Consider the following 18,883-nt stretch of genomic DNA (forward strand, 5'->3'; position numbering starts at 1 on the left):
CGGAGCGGCGAAGGCAAAGCCGCAAGGATAACGCGGCGGGCGTTACCCGCCGCTGATGCCATCAGCCGCGTCCGCCCGCCGCGGGAACGCCCAACGCTTTACTTCTTGACCAGCGGGCAAGTCGACCGGGACAGCGGCATGAAGGCCTGGTCGCCGGGCAGCGTGGCCACCAGCTTGTAGTAGTCCCACGGCCGCTTGGATTCCGACGGCTTTTTCACCTCGAACAGGTACATGTCGTGGACCATGCGGCCGTCTTCGCGGATGCGGCCGTTGGTGGCGAAGAAGTCGTTGATGGGGGTGGCCTTCATCTGCTTCATGACGGCAGTGGGCTCGTCGGTGCCCGCCGCCTGCACGGCTTTCAGGTAGTGCATCACCGACGAATACGTGCCCGCCTGGCTCATGTTGGGCATCTTCTTGAGCTTGTCGTAATAGCGCTGCGACCAGGCGCGGGTCTGGTCGTTCATGTCCCAGTAGAAGGCTTCCGTCAGCGTCAGGCCCGCGGCGGCGTCCAGGCCGATGGCGTGGATGTCGTTGATGTACAGGAGCAGGCCCGCCATCTTCTGCCCGCCCTTGGTCAGCCCGAATTCGCTGGCTGCCTTGATGGCGTTGACCGTGTCGCCGCCCGCGTTGGCCAGCCCGACGATCTGCGCCTTGCTGGCCTGCGCCTGCAACAGGTACGAGGCAAAGTCGCTGGAGCCCAGCGGATGGCGCGAAGCGCCCAGCACCGTGCCGCCGTTGGCCTTCACGACGTCGGTGGCCGAGGCCTGCAGCGTGTGGCCGAATGCGTAGTCGGCCGTCAGGAAGTACCAGCTCTTGCCGCCTTGCTCGACGGTGGCGCGCGCGGTGGTGTTGGCGAGCGACCAGGTGTCGTAGGTGTAGTGCACGGAATACGGCGAGCACAGGTCATTGGTGATGCGCTCGGTGCCCGGTCCGCTGAAGACGACGATCTTCTTCTTTTCGCGCGCCACTTCCAGCACGGCCAGCGCGGGCGCGGAGCCGGCGACGTCCATGATGGCGTCGACCTTCTGGATGTCGTACCACTCGCGCGCCTTGGCCGCGGCGATGTCGGCCTTGTTCTGGTGGTCCACCACCAGCAGGTCCACCTTCTTGCCCAGCACGGTCCCGCCGAAATCGGCGATCGCCATCTCGGCGGCGGTGGCGCTGCCCTTGCCGGTCACGTCGGCATAGACGCCGCTCATGTCCAGGATCAGGCCCAGCCGCACGACGTCGTCAGAGACGGCGGGCGCAGGCGATTGCGCGTGTGCGCCTGTGGCCGCCAGGGCAATGGCCGCCGCAGCGCTTGCGGCGAACAATTGGTTGATCTTGCTGCGGCACTGCATTGAAATCCGGGTCTTGTCGGCATGCTTCATGGTTGTCTCCCTGTATGCCGGATTCTTTTCGGATAGTGCGGGCGCGTGTCCTGGTTTTATTGATCTGGCGCCGTGTTTGTGATTCGGACAGCAATGGTGGGCGATGGGTGGGCGATGGTCTCCTTGGGGCGGGGCCGCGAGCTGGTCAGCGGTTGGTGAGCAGGTCGAATTCCATTCGCACCTTGCGAAATGGAAATTCCAGCCGCGCGAAATACACCACGCGGCCGTCGATGCAGGCATAGCGGCGCAGTTCGGCCACCGGCGAGGACACGGGAATCTGCAGCGATTCGGCCGACTCCTGGCCCGCCTCGATCACGTTCAGGACCTGGCGCGCCTCGGAGATGCGCGCCCCGTAGAACTGGTCCAGCACCGGCGCCACGGTGCTTTTCTGGATGCGGGCGCGATGCTTGCGAAATAGGCCGCTGTCCAGAAAGACCTCGCTATAGCAGAAGGGGCCCGCATCGGTCGTGTGGATGCGCCGCAGGTACTGGAAGCTGCCGCTGCGGTCGGCGCCGCACGGCATGCCCAGCGTGTCGGGCAGGGGGGAGTCGGCGTTGGACTCGACCAGCGACACGGTGCCCAGCTGGTTGCTCAGCTCGACGGTTTCGGCCCAGGTCTTGGGAATGAGCAGCGTGGGCGTTTCCGGCAGCTCGGCGTTCACGAAGGTGCCCGACCCGCGCGAGCGCCGGATGAGGCCGTCCTCTTCCAGCAGGCCGAACGCCTGGCGGATGGTTGCGCGCGAGATGCCGTAGGTTTCCATCAGCGATTCCAGCGGCGGAATCTGCTGTCCGGGCCGCCACGTCCGGTTCTGGATGTGGCTGCGAAAGAGCGCGGCGGCCTGCAGATAAAGCGGCTGGGGACTGCGCGAAAAAAGCTTGCGGGCGGGCATGGCGGGCGGATGGTTATGACGCGGAACCCGAGAGCATAGCGTCCGCCATCTCGCGCAGCCGGTGCTTCTGGATCTTGACCGAGTTGGCGCTCTCGACCGACGGAAAGGCGTCCAGCACGGTAAACCCGGCGGGCGCCTTGAAACCTGCCATCGCCGCCTTGCACGCGGCGGTCCAACCGGCCGGGTCGGCCTGGGCGCCCGCGTGCAGCAGCACGAAGGCGTAGGGCACGATCTTGCCGTGGCGCGTGGCGCCCACTACCTGGCAGGCGCGCACGCCCGGCAGGGTTTCGACGACCTGCTCGATCTCCACCGGATTGACCAGAAAGCCCGAGAGCCGCAGCGAGTCGCCCATCCGGGTCTGGAACACGAATTGGCGGTCGGTCAGCGTATAGCCCAGATCGCCGGTCTTGAAGTAGCCGTCGGCCGTCAGGGCGGCGCGGGTGGCGTCCAGGTTGTCCAGGTAGCCCTGCATCAGGCTGGGCGACAGGATTTCGATTTCGCCGGACTGCCCGTGCGGCAGCACCTGGCCGCTCTCGGGATCGCGGGCGCGTACGCGGGCGGTGGGGTAGATGAGCGTGCCGCCGGGCTGGTGGCGGGCGGACACGTCGCCGTCGGCGGGGTCGCGGGGCTGGCCGGCCACCAGCGCGATCAGTTCGCTGGAACCGTACAGGCCCGTGAGCGGGACACCTGCCGCGCCGGCCAGGTCCAGCATGTTGTCCAGCGCGGGCGTGAAGCTGGCAAAGCCGAACAGCTGCACGGACGAGAACGTGCCGGGCGCGGCGGCCTGCATCATGCCGACCAGCGCCTCGTTGTTGGCGTAGGTGTGGGTGACGGCGTGGCGGGCAATGGCCTGCGCTGATTGGGCCGCATCGAAGACGGGCGCGCACACGACGGGCACGCCGCGCGCCAAGCCGCCGGCCAGCGTCGCAAAACCGAAGGCGCCGCAGAACGGCGCGCTGGCCAGGACGCAGGCCCGGTCGTCATAGCCGAACGCCTGCGCGACCATCGCGCCGTGCCGCAGCAAGGTCTTTTGATCGTGCAGGACGAACTTGGGTTTGGACGTGGTGCCGGACGTGGTGAAGCACAGCACGCCGGCATTGGCTTGCGCGATGGGTGCGGGGTCGGCGCAGGCCAGCAGCGCGTCGTACCGATGCACCGGTTTGCCGTGAAGCGATGCCGGAGGGAGTTCGTCGGGCCCGGCCAGCGCGACTGCGCCCTGCAACTGATCCACATCCACCGGCGCCACGCCATCCAGGATGCCCTGGAAGTCGATGCCCTTGAAATCCGGCCAGTACACCAGCCAGTCGGCGCGGCCGCGCCCCAGGATGTCGGCCACCTCCACCGACCGGAAGCGCGTGTTGACGGCCAGCACCAGCGCGCCCAGGTGGGCGCACGCAAGAAAGGATTCGACCCAGGCCGCGCAATTGGGCAGCCAGACGGCGACGCGGTGGCCGGGCTGCACGCCAATGCGGGACAGGCCCGCCGCCAGCGCCAGGCTGCGCGTGCGCAGGTCTGCGAAGCTGACCGGCTGGTCGCGGTCGATCAGTGCAATGGCATCGGGCTTGCGGGCGGCCAGCGCATCCAGGTGGTCGGAGAAGGTCGAGTACGGCAGGGGCATGGCTTACACCGTGGCAATGGGCGTCACGGGCGAACCCACCGCGCCGGGCATGCGCAGCGGCGGGGCGGTCAGCAGGAACCGGCTGCGGCCGTTTGCGTGGAGCCAGTCGGCCAGGTCCTTCAGATACCACAGTTCGGCCAGCGGCACGCCCAGCTTGAAGAGGCAATGGTGGTGCAGCGGCAGAATGGAATGGCCGGGGCCGGACGTGCGTGCCGGATACGATTCCACCGCGTAGTTGTCGGCGCAGATGGCCGCGATGCCGGATTGCGTGATCCAGTCCAGCAGGGCGGGGTCGGACCCGTCCAGCACCGCGCCGGTTTCCTCCAGTTTGTGCGGATCGGGCTGGCCATTCATGGCCACGATGGCTTCCGCGAATCCGGTCCGCAGCACCAGCATGTCGCCGGGCTCGGGCACGGCGTCCTGCTCGCGCATGGCAGCCTGGAGCCGGTCATGGCCGACGAGGGTGCGGCCGGGGCCAAACGCGCGCGCCAGATCGACCAGCACGCCGCGGCCCTGCATGCCTTTTTCGGCGTAGCGGCTGACGCTGAGCTTGCGCGCAAAGGAGCCGCCCGGCGGGCAGCAGGGCGCCTGCGAGTTGTCGGGATCCGCGCCGCCAAACACATCCACCCCGGCTGCGTAGCCGTTGTAGTAGACGCGGCGCGCCTGGCCGTCTCCCTGGATGTCGAACATCGCGCCCACGTGGCACAGGCCGTCCCATTGCGTGGAGTACTGCATGGACAGGGTGACCTGATCGTCCGACAGCACGTCGACCGCCTCGGGCTGCACCTGCGACATGGCGAAGTTCAAATAAGGCGTGCCCTCGCGGAAGGTGGGCTTGAGGGTGGGCGCGTGGCGGCGCGGATTGAGCACGTTGCCGCCGGGCAGATCCAGCGGCAGCGACAGGCAGAAGACCTTGCCGGCTTGCACTTCGCGCACCGCCTGCAGCACCTTTTCCTCGGTCAGCAGGTTCAGGCGGCCCAGTTCGTCGTCGGGGCCGAAGTCGCCCCAGGTGGAACCTTCGGGGCGTTGCGTCCAGCGTTTCATCTGCTTGTCTCCTGTCGGTTTTCTATGTTCTTATGAATATAGTACGTATTTACGTACTTTAAAAAGAAATCCGCAATCAGCGGGTTCGATTGGAGACGAGACCATGACGCATTTGCCGCAGCCGCGCGCCGGATGGCGCATTGCCCTTGCCGCGCTGGCCGTTCTGGCGCTACCCGCAGCCCACGCAGCGGGCTATCCCGAGCATCCCGTGACCGTCGTTGTGCCGTACCCACCGGGCGGGGGCGCGGACCTCTTTGGCCGCGCCATCGCCAACGCGCTGCAGCCTGGGCTGAAGCAGACGGTGCTGGTCGAGAACAAGCCGGGCGCGGGCGGCAACATCGGCATGGCTTACGTCGCGCGGGCGAAGGCCGACGGCTACACGTTGGGGCTGGGCACGATCGGCACGCAGACGATCAACCAGTTTCTCTACGGCAACATGCCGTTCGATCCCGAGCGCGACCTCGTGCCGATCGCGCTGGTGTCCACCACGCCTAATGTCATCGCCGTCAGCGCGAAGTCGCCCTACAAGACGGTGGCGGACGTGATCAAGGCGGCCAAGCAGTCCGCGGACAAGAAGCTGACCTATGCGTCGCCCGGCATCGGTTCGTCGGTGCACCTGACGGGCGCGTACTTCGAGGCGATGGCGGGGGTGACGATGCTGCACGTGCCATTCAAGGGCACTTCGGCGTCGCTGCCGGCGGTGGCGGGCGGGCAGGTGGATCTCCTGTTCGACAACCTGCCGGGCGCGTTGGCGCAGATCAAGGACGGCAATCTGGTGCGCGGGTTGGCGGTGACGTCGGCCGCGCGCGATCCGTCGGTGCCAAACCTGCCGACTGTGGCCGAGTCCGGATTGCCGGGGTTCGATGTCACCGCATGGTTTGCGCTGTATGCACCGCGCAACACGCCGGCCCCGGTCGTCGAGCAATTGATCGCTGCCGCCCGCAGCGGCTTGGCGACGCCGGCCATCGCCGCCAATTTCGCCACCATGGGCGCCAAGCCAGGCACGCTGTTCGGCAAGGATTTGGCCGCGTTCGAATCCGCCGAACGCAAGAAGTGGGGCGGACTCATCAAGGACCAGGGAATCAAGGCGCAATGAACCCACCTACCGCTCTCGTCACCGGCGCAAGCCGGGGAATCGGCCGTGCCATCGTCGCGCGGCTGATCGAAGACGGCTTTCACGTCGTTAATTTCAGCCGTACGTCGCCCGAGACACTGCTTCCGGGCGAGACTTTTCGCTCGGTGGATCTGTGCGACGCGGCGGCGACCATCGCCGCGGGTCGTGAGCTTGCCGCGCAGCAGCCGGTGCTGCATCTGGTCAACAACGCGGGGATGATCCAGGTCGCCAACATCGAGGACATCACGCAAGAGGAACTGGCGCGCACGATGGCGCTGAACCTGACCGCGCCGATCCTGCTGATGCAGGCGCTGTTGCCGGGTATGCGGCAGGCGAAGTACGGGCGCGTGGTGAACATCGGCAGCCGGGCCGCGCTGGGCAAGGGCGGGCGGTCGGTGTACGGGGCGTCCAAGGCCGGGCTGGCGGGCATGACGCGGACCTGGGCGCTGGAGCTGGCGGGCGATGGCATTACTGTGAACACCGTGGCGCCTGGGCCCGTGGCGACTGAGCTGTTCAATCAATCCAATCCGCCGGGTGCGCCGAAGACGCTGGCGCTGGAGGCGGCGATTCCCGTGGGGCGGGTCGGCCAGCCGGATGAGGTGGCGCATACCGTGTCGATGTTCCTGGATCCGCGTGCGGGGTTTGTGACGGGGCAGGTGCTTTATGTTTGTGGGGGGATGTCGGTGGGGTTGGTGGGGTGACTGGGGAATAGGGCTTGGCGTTGATGTTGCCGTTGCTGGTGACGGGCTCGGTTCTTTAGACGCCCGGCGCGGCGTGGGCCTGGGGCGGGCGGGGCTCCGATTGCGGTCCGGAGCCTTCGCTCCGGACTAGCCTAGGCGGCCCCCCCCGCGCACAACCTCGTCCGCCTTCGGCTCCCTTCGGTTTCCGCCGGGCGCATCTAAACGCCCCGCCCACCCCAGGCCCACGCCACACCGGGCTCTATGGTTGAATCTTTACGGGCGGCGGGGGGAGTTGGGTTCTTGAGGTTCTTGCACACAGTTGGGTGGGAGAGAAAGGTCTTGCGGGGCCAGCCCCCGGGCGGCCGCGCGGGCGGCCTTCGTGGGCTTACGCGGTGTCTTGCGTCGTCGCGATGGCGCGTCGCGTGTGGCTGCTTCTGCTCCTGGTGTTTGACACCCTGGTGGCAGCAATTGTCCTAGGTGTCTGACACCCTGGTGAGATTGGCTTCATATCAAGTTCATCTACCAAGGGTGTCAGACACCGGCAGCGGCGGACGATCGGCGGCCGCGCAGAGGTGCTGCCCCGACCACGGTGACCGCAACGTCGGACGGCCTACGACGATCTGACGCTGCCTAGCCGTTACTGCCGGGGGCGCTTGTGCACCGGGCCCACGTGTTGCTCGACGGCCTTCCTTGTCATCTTGCCGACGCTCTCAAGGGCACCTGCGCGCTCCTCGCGCAGGCGTCGCAGGACTTCGGTGGGTGCGACGCCGAAGTGGGCCGCGAACTTGCGTTGGAAGGTGCGCCGCGACATCTGGCAGGCGTCTGCCATGTCGTCCACCGACCAGCGGGCCGATAGCCGCGCTTCCATTTTTTCGACCAGTTCGCGAAACGGCGCGGCCACGCGGTCCTGCAGCCGCAGCGTCTGGCTGTATTGGCGCTGGTCGCCGTTGCGGCGCATGAAGACGACGAGGCGGCGCGCGACCTGTTGGGACAGCGCGGCGCCGAAGTCGCGCTCGATGAGCGCCAGCGCGAGGTCGATGCCGGCCGTGACCCCCGCTGACGTCCAGTATTTGCCGCTTTCGATGAAGATGCGGTCGTCGTCGACGCGCAGGCCGGGGTAGAGCTGGCGCAGCCGGTCGGCCGAGCGCCAGTGCGTGGTGACCGCGCGGCCGTCCAGCAGTCCGGCCGCCGCCAGTACGAACGCGCCGGTGCAGACGCTGCTGGTGCGGCGCGTGCCGGCGTCGCGCCGCCGCAGCCAGGCGCGCGTTTCGCCGTGCGCCGCGGCCCGGTCTACGCCGGGGCCCCCGGGCACCAGCAGCATGTCGATGGGCGCATCGCCGTCGGCCTCGAAGGTGCCGTCGACCTGCATGCGCAGCCCCTGTTCCCACGTGGCGACGATTGGCGTCGCCGCGATCGTGTGCAGGGCGTACAACGGGCGGCCCGCCTCTTCGTTGGCCGAGCTGAAGGCCTGCCACGGTCCGGCCAGGTCCAGCGGCTGGAAACCGTCGTACAGCACGAAAATCACGCGTTGTGGCGCGATTGGCGCATTTGGCGCGCATTCTGGCGCGCCGCGCGTGGCGCGTTCGCCTATGCTGGGCTCTGGCGTTTTCATGGGAGCAACGTCATGCAAGTAAATATCGTCTTGTTCGAAGGGCTGACCCAGCTCGATATGACTGGGCCGTACGAGGTGCTGGCGAACGCGCCGGGCTTCACCGTGGATTTTGTCGCAAAAACGATGGAGCCGGTGCGGTGCGACCGGGGGCTGCGCTTCGTGCCCACGCAGACGATCGACTCGGCGCTGCCTTGCGACCTGCTGGTCGTGCCGGGCGGGCCGGGTACGGACGATGCCATCGTCGATCCGGCGTGGGTGGACTTCACACGCAGGCAAGGGCAGGGCGCCAAGTACCTGTTCGGAATCTGCACGGGTTCCTTGCTGCTGGGCGCGGCCGGGCTGCTGCGGGGCAAGCGTGCGTCCAGCCACTGGCGCGCGCGCGAACTGTTGGCCCGCTTCGGGGCTACGCCAAGCGACGAGCGCCTGTGTGTGGACGGCAATGTGTTCACGGCCGGCGGTGTGACGTCGGGAATCGACATGGGGTTGAAGGTGGTGGCGTCGCTATGCGGCGAGGACGTCGCCAAGCTGATCCAGTTGCAGATCGAATACGATCCGAAGCCGCCGTTTCCGGGCGGCACGCCCAAGACGTCCGAGCCGGCCATTGTGGAGCGCTATCTGGCGATGTCGCAGGCGCGTTTCGAGCGGCGCAGCGCGGCGGTGGACCGGGCGGCGGCGGCCATGCCGTGAGGTGACGAGCCTTATCGGCCCAGATGATCCAGCGGCAGGGGACTTTGCGGCTTAACCGTCTGGATCGCGAAGTTGCTGCGAATATCTTTGACGCCCGGCAGTTTCAGCAGGGTATGCAGCAGGAAATGCTCATACCCGCGCAGATCGGGCACCACGACCTGCAACAGAAAGTCGGATTCGCCGGACACGAGGTGCGCGGCGATCACCTCCGGTAGCGCGCTGACCTCGTTGCGGAACATCTCGGCGTCCCGTTCGTGGTGGCGCTCGACCTTCACGCCCACGAACACCGTCAATCCCAGCCCGACCTCGTGCGGATCCAGGCGCGCTTCGTAGCCCTGGATGACGCCGGCTTCCTCCATCATCCGCACGCGGCGCAGGCAGGGCGACGGAGACAGACCGATCTGGTCCGCGAGCTCCACGTTGGTGAGCCGGCCGTTCTTCTGCAATGCCTCCAGAATGCGGCGGTCGTAAGCGTCAAGTTGGCGTTTTGGCATGGATGAACGGAATTCGAGTTTGGAGTGGTGTGTTGTGCCAGGAATGGTATCGAAGTTGGCAAGAATGGCAAGCACATGCCAGCCCCTTTTTTCTAGAATTTCGCCATTGAAAACTTGTGGTGGAGCGCGGTCATGGCCGATATGGCATTGTTTCTCGGGGCCCTGCTGATCGTGTATGTGGTGCCCGGGCCGGACATGATCCTGCTGTTGGAAACCGGTCTGCTGCGCGGCCGCGGGCAGGCGCTGGCGGTGGCGGCGGGCTTGGCGATCGCACGCGCGGCGCACGTGACGCTGGCTGCGCTGGGTCTGGCGGCCTTGTTCAAGACCCACCCGTGGGCGTTCGACGCGGCGCGCACGGTGGGCGGTTGCTATCTGGTGTGGCTGGGGATCCGTCTGCTGCGCGCGCCGCTGGCGATTCCGCCCTTGAACGGCGAGGTCGCGCCGCGGCATGCGGGCTGGGGACCCGCGCTGATGAGCGGGGTGCTCACCAACGTGCTCAACCCCAAGGCGCTGCTGTTCTGCTCGGTGCTCCTGCCTCAGTTCGTGTCCCCCGAGCGCGGCCCGATCGGCCAGCAGTTCGCCGTGCTGGGCGTCATCCTCGTCGGTTTGGGCCTGACGTTCGACGTGCTGTGCGCGCTGGCGGGCGGCGCGGTAGGCCGCTGGATGTCGGCAAGTCCGCGTGCGCAGAAGATTCAGGGCCTGGTCTTCGGCACCGCGCTGATCGGCTTCGGCCTGCGCCTGACATTCGCCAACCGCCCGGGCTGACGGGCGCGGCAACTTGCCAGGTGTATGACACCGGGGGGGAGGGGATCGGCAGACACCAGCCCAATGCGGTGAACCGCCAACAAGAAAGGCCCGGCGCGCAATTGCGCCGGGCCTTGTTGCTTCGCACCGCGCCAGCGTTACTTGCCGAAGGCGAACGAAGCTGCGTCGACTTCGTCGGTCTTGGCGGGTCGCGGGACGGCGCCGTCTTCCAGCAGTTCCGCCGGATCCAGGCCCTTGGTCAGTTCCAACGCCTGGCGCTCGAAGAGCCGCCGGTACAGGCCCCCCTTCAGGCGGATCAGCGCGTCGTGGCTGCCTTCCTCGATGACGCGGCCATGGTCCATCACCAGCAGGCGGTCCAGGGCGCGGACCGTCGACAGGCGGTGCGCCACGACCAGGGTCGTGCGGCCTTCCATCAGGCGGTCCATCGCGCGCTGGATCAGCACCTCGCTTTCGCTGTCCAGGCTGGACGTGGCTTCGTCCAGGATCAGGATGGGCGCGTCGGCCAGGAATGCGCGCGCAATGGCCACGCGCTGGCGTTCGCCGCCGGACAGCTTGACGCCGCGTTCGCCCACCAGCGTGTCGTAGCCCTTGGGCAGCGCCATGATGAAATCATGCGCGCTGGCCAGCCGGGCCGCCTGTTCGATGTCGGCCTGCGACGCGCCGGGCCGCGCGTAGGCGATGTTCTCCGCCAGCGTCCGGTGAAACAGCACGGGTTCCTGCTGCACGATAGCGATCTGGCTGCGCAGCGACGCCTGTTTTACCTGGGCGATATCCTGCCCGTCGATGGTGATGCGCCCGCCGTTCACGTCATACAGGCGCTGGATCAGCTTGATGAACGTGGTCTTGCCGGAACCCGAATGGCCGACCAGGCCCACGCGTTCGCCCGGCGCGATCCGCACGGAGAACCGGTCGTACAGCGCGGTGTGGTGCGATCCGTAGCGGAACGTCACGTCCTCGAAGCGGATCTCGCCCGCCGTCACGGCGATGGCGCCCGCGCCCGGCCGGTCTTCCACGCCAAGCGGCTGCTTCTCCAGCGACACCAGTTCCTCCATGTCGTTGACCGACCGCTGCAGGTTGCGGATGTGCATGCCGACGTCGCGCAGATAGCCCTGCAGCACGAAGAACATGGTCAGCGTGAACGTGATGTCCCCCACGCTGGCCTGGTTGCGCGACCACAGCAGCAGCGACGCGCCCAGGATGGACGCCTGCATGGCCACCAGCATCGCGCCCTGGATGCCGCCGTTGAACGTGGCGCGGATCCAGGTGCGGCGCGTGCGGCGGCGCCACTTGTCGATGACCCGGTCAAGGCGCGCTTCCTCACGCGTCTCCGCCCCAAAGGCCTTGACCACGGCGTTGCAGCTGACGGCGTCGGCCAGCGCGCCGCCCATGCGCGTGTCCCAGGCGTTGCCCAGGCGCGCCGCGGGCGCCACATAGGCCAGCGACAGCGTGGCGGTGACGGCGATGTACAGGACCGAGCCCAGGCCCACCACCAGCCCCATCAGCGGCCAGTGCGCGCCCAAGAGGGCGGTGGCGCCCACCAGCATGACGACCGACGGCAGCAGCGCCACCAGCAGCGTGTCGTTCAAGAGGTCCACCGCCCACATGCCGCGCGTGATCTTGCGCACCGTTGAGCCGGCGAAGCTGTTGGCGTGCCAGTCGGTGGAAAACCGCTGCACGCGGTAGAACGCATTGGAGGCGATGCCGTTCATCATCTTCAGGGTGAAGGTGATGATGTTCTGGAAGACGGCCTGGCGCAGCAGCGTGCCGCCCACGCCCAGTGCGACCAGCAGCCAGAAGGCCGTGATGGCGGCATTCCAGGCAAGCTGGTCGCCGGCCGCGCCCGACGCCACTGCGTCGACCAGACGGCCGGCGTACATCGGCGTCAGCACGTCGGCCACGGCGGACAGCAGGGCCAGCGCCACGATGACCACGATGCGCAAGGGTTGCCGGCCCCAATAGCGGAAGGTAAAGCCCAGGACATCCTTGAAGGCCTGTCCTCGAAAGTCGATTTTTTTTCTAGCCATTGCCATGGTCTGGCGGTACGAACGCGCCAGGTTCCTTGTAAGGAAAGAGGGGAAAACACGCCGGGCGCCTGTTGGGCGCTGGCCACTGCGTTCAAGGGTTCAGATAGGCACGGCGGACCGGTCGCCAGATACGGAACTGGCGACGGGGCCGCGCGGGCGACGACTTAATGGCGTCGCGGGGACACGCGCGGGACGGCGTTCGGCATGGGGTACATCATGCAGCCTCCCTGTCGGTGGGTGAGGGGGAAAAAAAGAATGGGCAACGGCCCGAATTGCCGATTCTATCGAAGTGATGTAGGCGAATCAACGGGCCGTGTGCAGGGACGGAATGGGCTGTCGGTTTTTTTCAACGCGGCGCTAGCCGGCCTGCGATGCCGCGGCCGCGTAGCCGCCCTGATGGCTTGCCAGCCGCGCATACACGCCTTGCTTGCGCAGCAGCTGGTCATGCGTGCCAGACTCGGCCAGCGTGCCGCGGTCCAGCACCAGGATCAGATCGGCATCGCGGATGGTGGACAGGCGATGCGCAATCACGAGCGTCGTGCGGTGGCGCATCAGCACGTCCAGCGCGCCGCGCACCTGCATTTCCGATAGCGTGTCCAGGTGCGAGGTGGCCTCGTCCAGAATCAGCACCGGCGCGTTCTTCAGGAAGGCGCGGGCGATCGAGATGCGTTGGCGCTGGCCGCCCGACAACTGCATGCCGCGTTCGCCCACGCGTGTGGCCAGGCCCTCGGGCAGGCGCTTGACGAAGTCAGCCAGCGCCGCCTGTTCCAGCGCGCGCATCAGGTCCTCGCGGCTGGCCTCGGGACGGGCCAGCCGGATGTTGCCTTCCAGCGTGTCGTTGAACAGGTAAGTGTCCTGCGTCACCAGCGCCACGCGCTCGCGCAGGCCGTCGAGCCTGAGCTGGCGCACGTCCACGCCGTCCAGCTTGACCGCGCCTTCGCGCGGGTCCCAGAAGCGCAACAGCAGACTGGCCACCGTGCTCTTGCCGGCGCCCGAGGCGCCCACGACCGCCACGGTGGCGCCGGCGGGCACGGTGAAGCTGAGGTCGTGCAGGGTGTCCTGGCGCTTGCCGGGATAGGCAAAGCTGACGCGATCGAAGGCGAGCGACAGGCCGTGGGCCGCCACCGGCGCGGGCAGGGGGCCGTCCACGACCGGTTCGGGTTCGTTGGCCACCACGTGCAGGCGGCGCGTGGCGGCGATGGTGTCGGCCAGCTGCCGGCTGACCTGCGAGATCTCAGACACCGGCAGGAACGTGGCCAGCGCAATCAGCACCAGCAGGGGCAGCATGCCGGCGGACAGCGCGCCCGCCTGCACCTGCAACGCGCCCACGACCGCCACGGCAAGGCCGCCCAGGCCCATCGCGGTTTCGAACCAGGCGGTCTGGCGCGACAGGTCGCGCAGAATGGCAAGACGCCGCTCGCGGTAGTGGTCCGCCACCTTCAGGAACTGGTCGCGGCGCCGGCCGGTGGCCTGGAAGGCCGTCAGGTCCGCCAGGCCCTGGATGGTGTCGGTGGTGTGGGCGCTCATTTCGCCCAATGCCTGGCGCGCCTTGTCGCCCAGGGCGTCCACGCGCTGGCGGCCGCGCACCGGCGACAGCAGTGCGTAGGCCAGGAAGGGCAGCAGCGCCAGCGCAACCGGCCAGCTGTAAAACCCCAGAAAGCCCAGCACGGACAGCGGCACCAGCACCGACACGATGGCCGGCGCGATGGTGTGCGCGTAGAAATACTCCACCATCTCCACGTCTTGAGTCGCCAGCGCCACCAGGTCGCCGGAGCGGCGCTGCAGCAGATAGGCGGGCGCCAGCCGTTCGAGTTTGTCGTAGAGCTTGACGCGCATGTCGGCAAGCAGCTGATAGGCCATCGCGTGCGCCAGCCACGATTCCAGCCAGTGGAACAGGGCAGCCAGCGGCGCGGCGATCAAGAGGCCAGCGACCAGCGCGCCGGTCTCGCGGCCATCGCGGATGGCGGCCACGATCAGGGCGCTGAACACGCCCACGCCGATGAAGGCGGCCACGCGCGCCACGCCCAGCAGGATGGTCGCAATCAGCGTGCCGCGCCACGGCCGCACCACCGACAGCAGCGTGCCCAGCGTGGCGCGCCAGCCGACCTGTTCGGCGTCGGCGTCCAGCGGGCGCAGGGCAGGGCCCTGGCTGTTGCCGTCGTCGGGGACAGCCGCCCGCGCCGTGTCGGGCCGCGCGGCAGGCGGCGCGCCCGCGGCGGGATTCCGATGCGCGGCGGCCTGTTCGTGCATCAGCCGGTGGTACAGCCCGCCTTGGCGCATCAGCGCGGCATGGGGTCCCGATTCCGCCACGCGGCCCTGGTCCAGGACCAGGATGCGGTCGGCGCCGATCACGCTGGCCAGGCGGTGGGCCAGGATGAGCGTCGTGCGGCCGGCCATCAGACGGTCAAGCGCCTGCTGGATCAACGCCTCGTTCTCGGTGTCCACCGAGGACAGCGCCTCGTCCAGGATCAGGATGGGCGCATCGCGCAGCAGGGCGCGGGCGATCGCCACGCGCTGGCGCTGGCCGCCCGACAACTGCAGGCCGCGTTCGCCGATGCGCGTGGCGTAGCCGTCGGGCAGCGCCATGATGAAGTCGTCGATGTTGGCAGCGCGCGCGGCCGCACGCACCTCGTCCTGGGTGGCGTCCGGGCGGCCTAGCCGCAGGTTGTCGTCGATGGTGCCGTGAAACAGCGTGATGTCCTGGCTGACCAGCGCAAAGTGCGACAGCAGGAACTGCGTGTCCAGCGTGTTGATGTCGTGTCCGCCGACCCGCACCACGCCGCCTTGCGGCACGCATTCGCGCAGCAGCAGCCGCACGATGGTGGACTTGCCCGCGCCGCTGGGGCCGACCACGCCAACGCGCTCGCCCGCGGCGATGCGAAACGCCAGGCCCTGGTGGGCGGCGCGTTCGGGCGTGTACGAAAACGCCACGTCGTCGAATTCGATGGTGGGCGCCAGGCGGGCGGCGTCCGCTCGCCCGGCGGTGTCCGGGGCGGGCGTCAGCGGCTGGGCGTCCATCAGCGCGTGGATGCTGGCGGCGGCCGATTGGCCCAGCATGCCCCGGTGCAGCACCGCGCGCAGGTCGCGCAGCGGCCGGAAGATCTCGGTGCCGGCCATCAGCACGATCAGGAGCGCCTCGACGCTCATGTCGCCGGCGGCGACGCGCCATGCGCCCAGCGTCAGCGCCAGCGCGGCGCCCAGCGCCACGCCCAGATCGCTGATGCCGCGCGTCAGCAGGCTGACGGACAGCACCCAGAAGGTGTTGTCCGACAGGCTGCGCGCGCGGGCGGCCAGCCGTTCGCCCCAGGCCTTGCCCTGGCCATACGACTTGAGCGTGGGCAGGCCCTGCACGGCGTCCAGGAATTCTTCGCCAAATTCGTTGAGCGACCGGCTGCGCGCCAGGCTGGCGCGCCGGTCCAGCATGTGCACCGCCATCGGCCCGAACAGCGCGAACAGCGCCGCGGCCAGAAACACCAGGGCGGTCGGCACGTCCCAGAAGGCGATGACGGCAAAGATCGCGAACGGCGCGGCCGCGGCGATGGCGACCTGCGGCAGGTACTGTCCGAAGAACGTCTGCAACTGTTCGACGCCGTCCACCACGGTTAGCATGACGCCGCCGGTGCGCTGGTTGGCAAACCATGCCGGCCCCAGCGCGACGATGCGGTCGTACAGCCGCGCGCGCAGCGTGTGCTGGATGGCGGCCGACGTGCGGTTGGCCTGAACCGTGCGCCAGTCGTCCAGGAACGCTCGTAGCAGCACCATGGCCGCCACGCACAGCGCGGGCGCTGCCCAGTCCTGCCACGGCGCACCGTCGAACACGCGGGCCAGCAGCTGGCCCAGGAACACGTAGCGTGCAATCCCGGCTGCCAGGGCCAGCAGGCCCAGAAAGATGCCGCCCGCCATGCCGGCGCGCAGACCCTCGGTCAGGCGCCACAGCCTCGAATCGAAATACATAGCCATTACTCCATCCAGAGCCTGCATGGTCCCCGATCCGGCCTGCATGCGAAAGCGATGAATTTTCAATCAAGGGTTGAGATAAACTCAACCGATGTCCGACGCCTCCTCCCGCACTCCGCCGCTGGCCGCCTTGCGCGCCTTCGAAGCCGTGGCCCGCCTGGGCAGCCTGAGCCGCGCCGCCGCAGAGCTGAACGTCACGAAAAGCGCCGTCAGCCATCAGTTGCGGGCGCTTGAGGCCGATCTGGGGGCGCCCCTGCTGCGCCGGGGCGGCACCGTGCGGCGCGCCGAGACCACCGAGGCGGGCGCCGCGCTGCTGGCATCCGTACAACAGGCCTTGACCCTATTGGAGACAGCCTGCCGCAATGTCCGGGCCAGCGCCCGCGGCAAGCGGCGCTATACGTTGAACGTGTCCGCCAACCCCTCGCTGGCCGCGCTATGGCTCGCGCCGCGCATCGGGCGGTTCATCGAACTGCATCCGGACATCGACATCCAGGTGTATCTGCACGCCAGCCAGGATCCGGCCTGGAAGACCCAGGACATCGATCTGGCCTTCCTGCACGTGCGCGCGATGGGACCGCACATCGCCGCGCCGGGCGACATCCCGCTCATGACCGAGACCGTGGTGCCGGTGTGCAGCCCGGCGCTGGTGGCCGAGGCCGAGCGCAACGATCCGCGCGTGTTCCTGCGTCATCGCTGGCTGGAGGAAAAGCACATCGACAGCCCCGAGACCGACTGGCGAACCTGGCGTCCCAGGCTGGGTCTGGCCCCGGACGACTGGCAGGACCCGATGGTGTTGAGCGGCCTGAGCACCGTGGTGGCCGCCGCGGCGGCAGGCGTCGGCATCGCGCTGGGCCGGGCGCCGCTCATCGACGAAGACTTGGCAAGCGGCCGGCTGGTGCCGTTGACGCCCCACCTGCGCATGGCGGGTTCGTGGGGCTATGTGATGCGCATCCATGCCAACCGGCCGATGGATCCTTCGTTGCCGGCGCTGGTGGAGTTCCTGGCCGAGGAAGGCCGCCGCGCGTAGCAGGGCGCGGGGCAAGGGCGGGGCGCCCATCGGAGCCCCCCCGCCACTAGTCGGCCGCCAGCTCCATGCTGCGCGTGACCTCCTCCTGCACGCGCTCCCAGATGGCGCGCTTCAGTTCCACGAAGCGGGGCGACAACTGCACGTCCGCGCTGCGCGGATGCGGCAGGTCGTTCTGGATGTCCTGCACGATGCGGCCGGGCTTGGAACCCATGACGGCCATGCGCGTCGACAGGGTCAGCGCCTCGTCGATGGAGTGCGTGATGAAGACGATGGTCTTGCCGCTCTGCTCGTAGATCGACAACAGCTGATCCTGCAGCACTTGCCGCGTCATCGCGTCCAGCGCGGCGAAGGGCTCGTCGAACAGCATCACGTCCGGGTCGTTGGCGAGCACGCGCGCGATCGACACGCGCTGCTTCATCCCGCCCGACAACGCATGCGGATACTTGTCCGCCGCGTGCTTCAGTCCCACCATCTCGATGAAGCGGCGGGCGATCGGCGCGCGTTCCTGGCGGGACATGCCCCGCATCTTCAGGCCGAACTCCACGTTCTCCTGCACCGTGCGCCACGGAAACAACGCGTACTGCTGGAACACCATGCCGCACGCGGCGGTCACGTCGGTGACCTCTCTGCCGTTGATCTGCACCGATCCGGTGTTGGGCGTGATGAAGCCGGCCATCAGGTTCAGCAGCGTCGACTTGCCGCAGCCCGAGGCGCCCAGCAGCACCAGGAATTCCCCGCGCTTGACCTCCAGATTCACCTTGTCCAGCACCGGCACGTCGCCGTAGGCCTTGGAGACGTCCGTCAGCCGGATCATCGTGTCGTTCATCGCTGCCATGCCAGCACCCACCGTTCAAGAAGCCGCAAACACAGATCGGTCACCAGCACGGTGAAACTGATCAGCACCATGCCCAGCACCACCGTGTCGGTCTGGAAGAATTCCTTGCCGTTCATGATCATGAACCCCAGGCCTTCTTTGGACGCCACGAGCTCGGCCGAGATCACGCAGGTCCAGGACAGGCCGAGGATGATCTTCATGCCCGACAGGATCTGCGGCAGACAGCCCGGGAACAGCACCTCGCGCATGACCTGCCAGCGGTTGGCGCCCAGGTTGCGCGCGGCGCGCACCAGCACCGGATCGATGCTGCGCGAGGCTTCCATCACGTAAAGCAGGGCGGGCACGAAGGAACCCATGAAGACGATGCTGTACTTCTGCGTTTCGGTAATGCCGAACCACAGCAGCGACAGCGGGATCCAGCTCATCGATGGCAGCGGACGCAGGAACGAGATGATGGGATCGAAGACGGCGCGCGCCACCTTCGAGGTGCCCAGCAAAATGCCCAGGGGAATCGCGACGATCACGGCGGCCAGAAAGCCCACCATGACGCGCCGCGTCGAAGCCAGCACGTTGTAGAACAGCGTGCCTTGGTCCGACATGGACAGCGCCCGCGCCAGGACCTGGGACGGCGCGGGCAGGAAAATGGGATCGACCGCGCCGGCGCGGCACAGCCCCTCCCACAGCAACAGAAAGCCGAGCAGCGAAAACACGCTGACCCAGAGCAGGCGTGTTTCGCGTGAAGAAGAACGTGCGGACATAGGCAGAAT

General features: G+C 67.8%; 15 protein-coding genes. 5 read left to right on the forward strand and 10 right to left on the reverse strand.

The genetic code is table 11. The annotated features are described in order from the left end of the window. Positions 1-98: 98 nt before the first annotated feature. The 4 genes from HV786_RS10685 to HV786_RS10700 form a co-directional block, all read right to left on the reverse strand. Positions 99-1,340, reverse strand: a complete 1,242-nt coding sequence (locus HV786_RS10685) for an ABC transporter substrate-binding protein (RefSeq protein ID WP_175210913.1) — start codon at positions 1,338-1,340, stop codon at positions 99-101. A 175-nt stretch (positions 1,341-1,515) separates the two neighbouring features. Further along, positions 1,516-2,259, reverse strand: a complete 744-nt coding sequence (locus HV786_RS10690; protein WP_108696996.1) for a GntR family transcriptional regulator — start codon at positions 2,257-2,259, stop codon at positions 1,516-1,518. Between the two features lie 13 nt (positions 2,260-2,272). Then, positions 2,273-3,877 carry an AMP-binding protein gene (locus HV786_RS10695; protein ID WP_175210795.1) on the reverse strand — a complete coding sequence of 535 codons (1,605 nt, stop codon included), beginning with the start codon at positions 3,875-3,877 and terminating at the stop codon, positions 2,273-2,275. A gap of 3 nt (positions 3,878-3,880) precedes the next feature. Next, entirely contained in the window at positions 3,881-4,921 is a 1,041-nt protein-coding gene (locus tag HV786_RS10700; RefSeq protein ID WP_128828049.1) for a cyclase family protein, read from the reverse strand. A gap of 103 nt (positions 4,922-5,024) precedes the next feature. On the opposite strand from HV786_RS10700, the gene HV786_RS10705 reads away from it, so the two are divergent. Further along, entirely contained in the window at positions 5,025-6,017 is a 993-nt protein-coding gene (locus HV786_RS10705; protein ID WP_128828051.1) for a Bug family tripartite tricarboxylate transporter substrate binding protein, read from the forward strand. Then, the gene (locus tag HV786_RS10710; RefSeq protein WP_128828052.1) at positions 6,014-6,736 is read left to right on the forward strand and encodes an SDR family NAD(P)-dependent oxidoreductase; all 723 of its coding nucleotides are present in this window, start codon (positions 6,014-6,016) and stop codon (positions 6,734-6,736) included. The genes HV786_RS10705 and HV786_RS10710 overlap by 4 nt, the downstream gene beginning before the upstream one ends. A 616-nt stretch (positions 6,737-7,352) precedes the next feature. Here the strand turns inward: HV786_RS10710 and HV786_RS10715 are convergent. Then, on the reverse strand, positions 7,353-8,240 hold the full coding sequence (locus HV786_RS10715) for a GlxA family transcriptional regulator (protein ID WP_175210797.1): 888 nt from the start codon (positions 8,238-8,240) through the stop codon (positions 7,353-7,355). Positions 8,241-8,339: 99 nt separating this feature from the next. Here HV786_RS10715 and HV786_RS10720 point away from each other — a divergent pair, with 99 nt between their 5' ends. Further along, the gene (locus tag HV786_RS10720; protein WP_128828055.1) at positions 8,340-9,014 is read left to right on the forward strand and encodes a DJ-1/PfpI family protein; all 675 of its coding nucleotides are present in this window, start codon (positions 8,340-8,342) and stop codon (positions 9,012-9,014) included. An 11-nt stretch (positions 9,015-9,025) separates the two neighbouring features. Here HV786_RS10720 and HV786_RS10725 read toward each other — a convergent pair whose 3' ends face one another. After that, complete coding sequence (locus HV786_RS10725; protein WP_420809636.1) at positions 9,026-9,583, reverse strand: Lrp/AsnC family transcriptional regulator; 558 nt, start codon at positions 9,581-9,583, stop codon at positions 9,026-9,028. A 57-nt stretch (positions 9,584-9,640) separates the two neighbouring features. Between HV786_RS10725 and HV786_RS10730 the strand changes: the two genes are divergently transcribed. Continuing rightward, positions 9,641-10,273, forward strand: coding sequence for a LysE family translocator (locus HV786_RS10730; RefSeq protein ID WP_056570579.1), 633 nt, complete (start codon positions 9,641-9,643; stop codon positions 10,271-10,273). Positions 10,274-10,410: 137 nt separating this feature from the next. Here the strand turns inward: HV786_RS10730 and HV786_RS10735 are convergent, their stop codons facing one another. Further along, positions 10,411-12,297, reverse strand: coding sequence for an ABC transporter ATP-binding protein (locus HV786_RS10735; protein WP_175210799.1), 1,887 nt, complete (start codon positions 12,295-12,297; stop codon positions 10,411-10,413). A gap of 357 nt (positions 12,298-12,654) precedes the next feature. Next, entirely contained in the window at positions 12,655-16,251 is a 3,597-nt protein-coding gene (locus HV786_RS10740) for an ABC transporter ATP-binding protein/permease (RefSeq protein WP_175210801.1), read from the reverse strand. Positions 16,252-16,345: 94 nt separating this feature from the next. Here HV786_RS10740 and HV786_RS10745 point away from each other — a divergent pair, with 94 nt between their 5' ends. Further along, the gene (locus HV786_RS10745) at positions 16,346-17,281 is read left to right on the forward strand and encodes a LysR substrate-binding domain-containing protein (RefSeq protein WP_175210809.1); all 936 of its coding nucleotides are present in this window, start codon (positions 16,346-16,348) and stop codon (positions 17,279-17,281) included. A gap of 46 nt (positions 17,282-17,327) precedes the next feature. On the opposite strand, the gene HV786_RS10750 is transcribed toward HV786_RS10745, so the two are convergent. Together HV786_RS10750 and HV786_RS10755 are read right to left on the reverse strand one after the other, a co-directional pair. After that, on the reverse strand, positions 17,328-18,116 hold the full coding sequence (locus HV786_RS10750; protein WP_056316298.1) for an ABC transporter ATP-binding protein: 789 nt from the start codon (positions 18,114-18,116) through the stop codon (positions 17,328-17,330). Continuing rightward, positions 18,104-18,874, reverse strand: a complete 771-nt coding sequence (locus HV786_RS10755; protein WP_056316301.1) for an ABC transporter permease — start codon at positions 18,872-18,874, stop codon at positions 18,104-18,106. The genes HV786_RS10750 and HV786_RS10755 overlap by 13 nt, the downstream gene beginning before the upstream one ends. Positions 18,875-18,883 lie beyond the last annotated feature (9 nt).

This window comes from Achromobacter mucicolens (assembly GCF_902859725.1).
GTDB lineage: Bacteria > Pseudomonadota > Gammaproteobacteria > Burkholderiales > Burkholderiaceae_B > Achromobacter > Achromobacter mucicolens.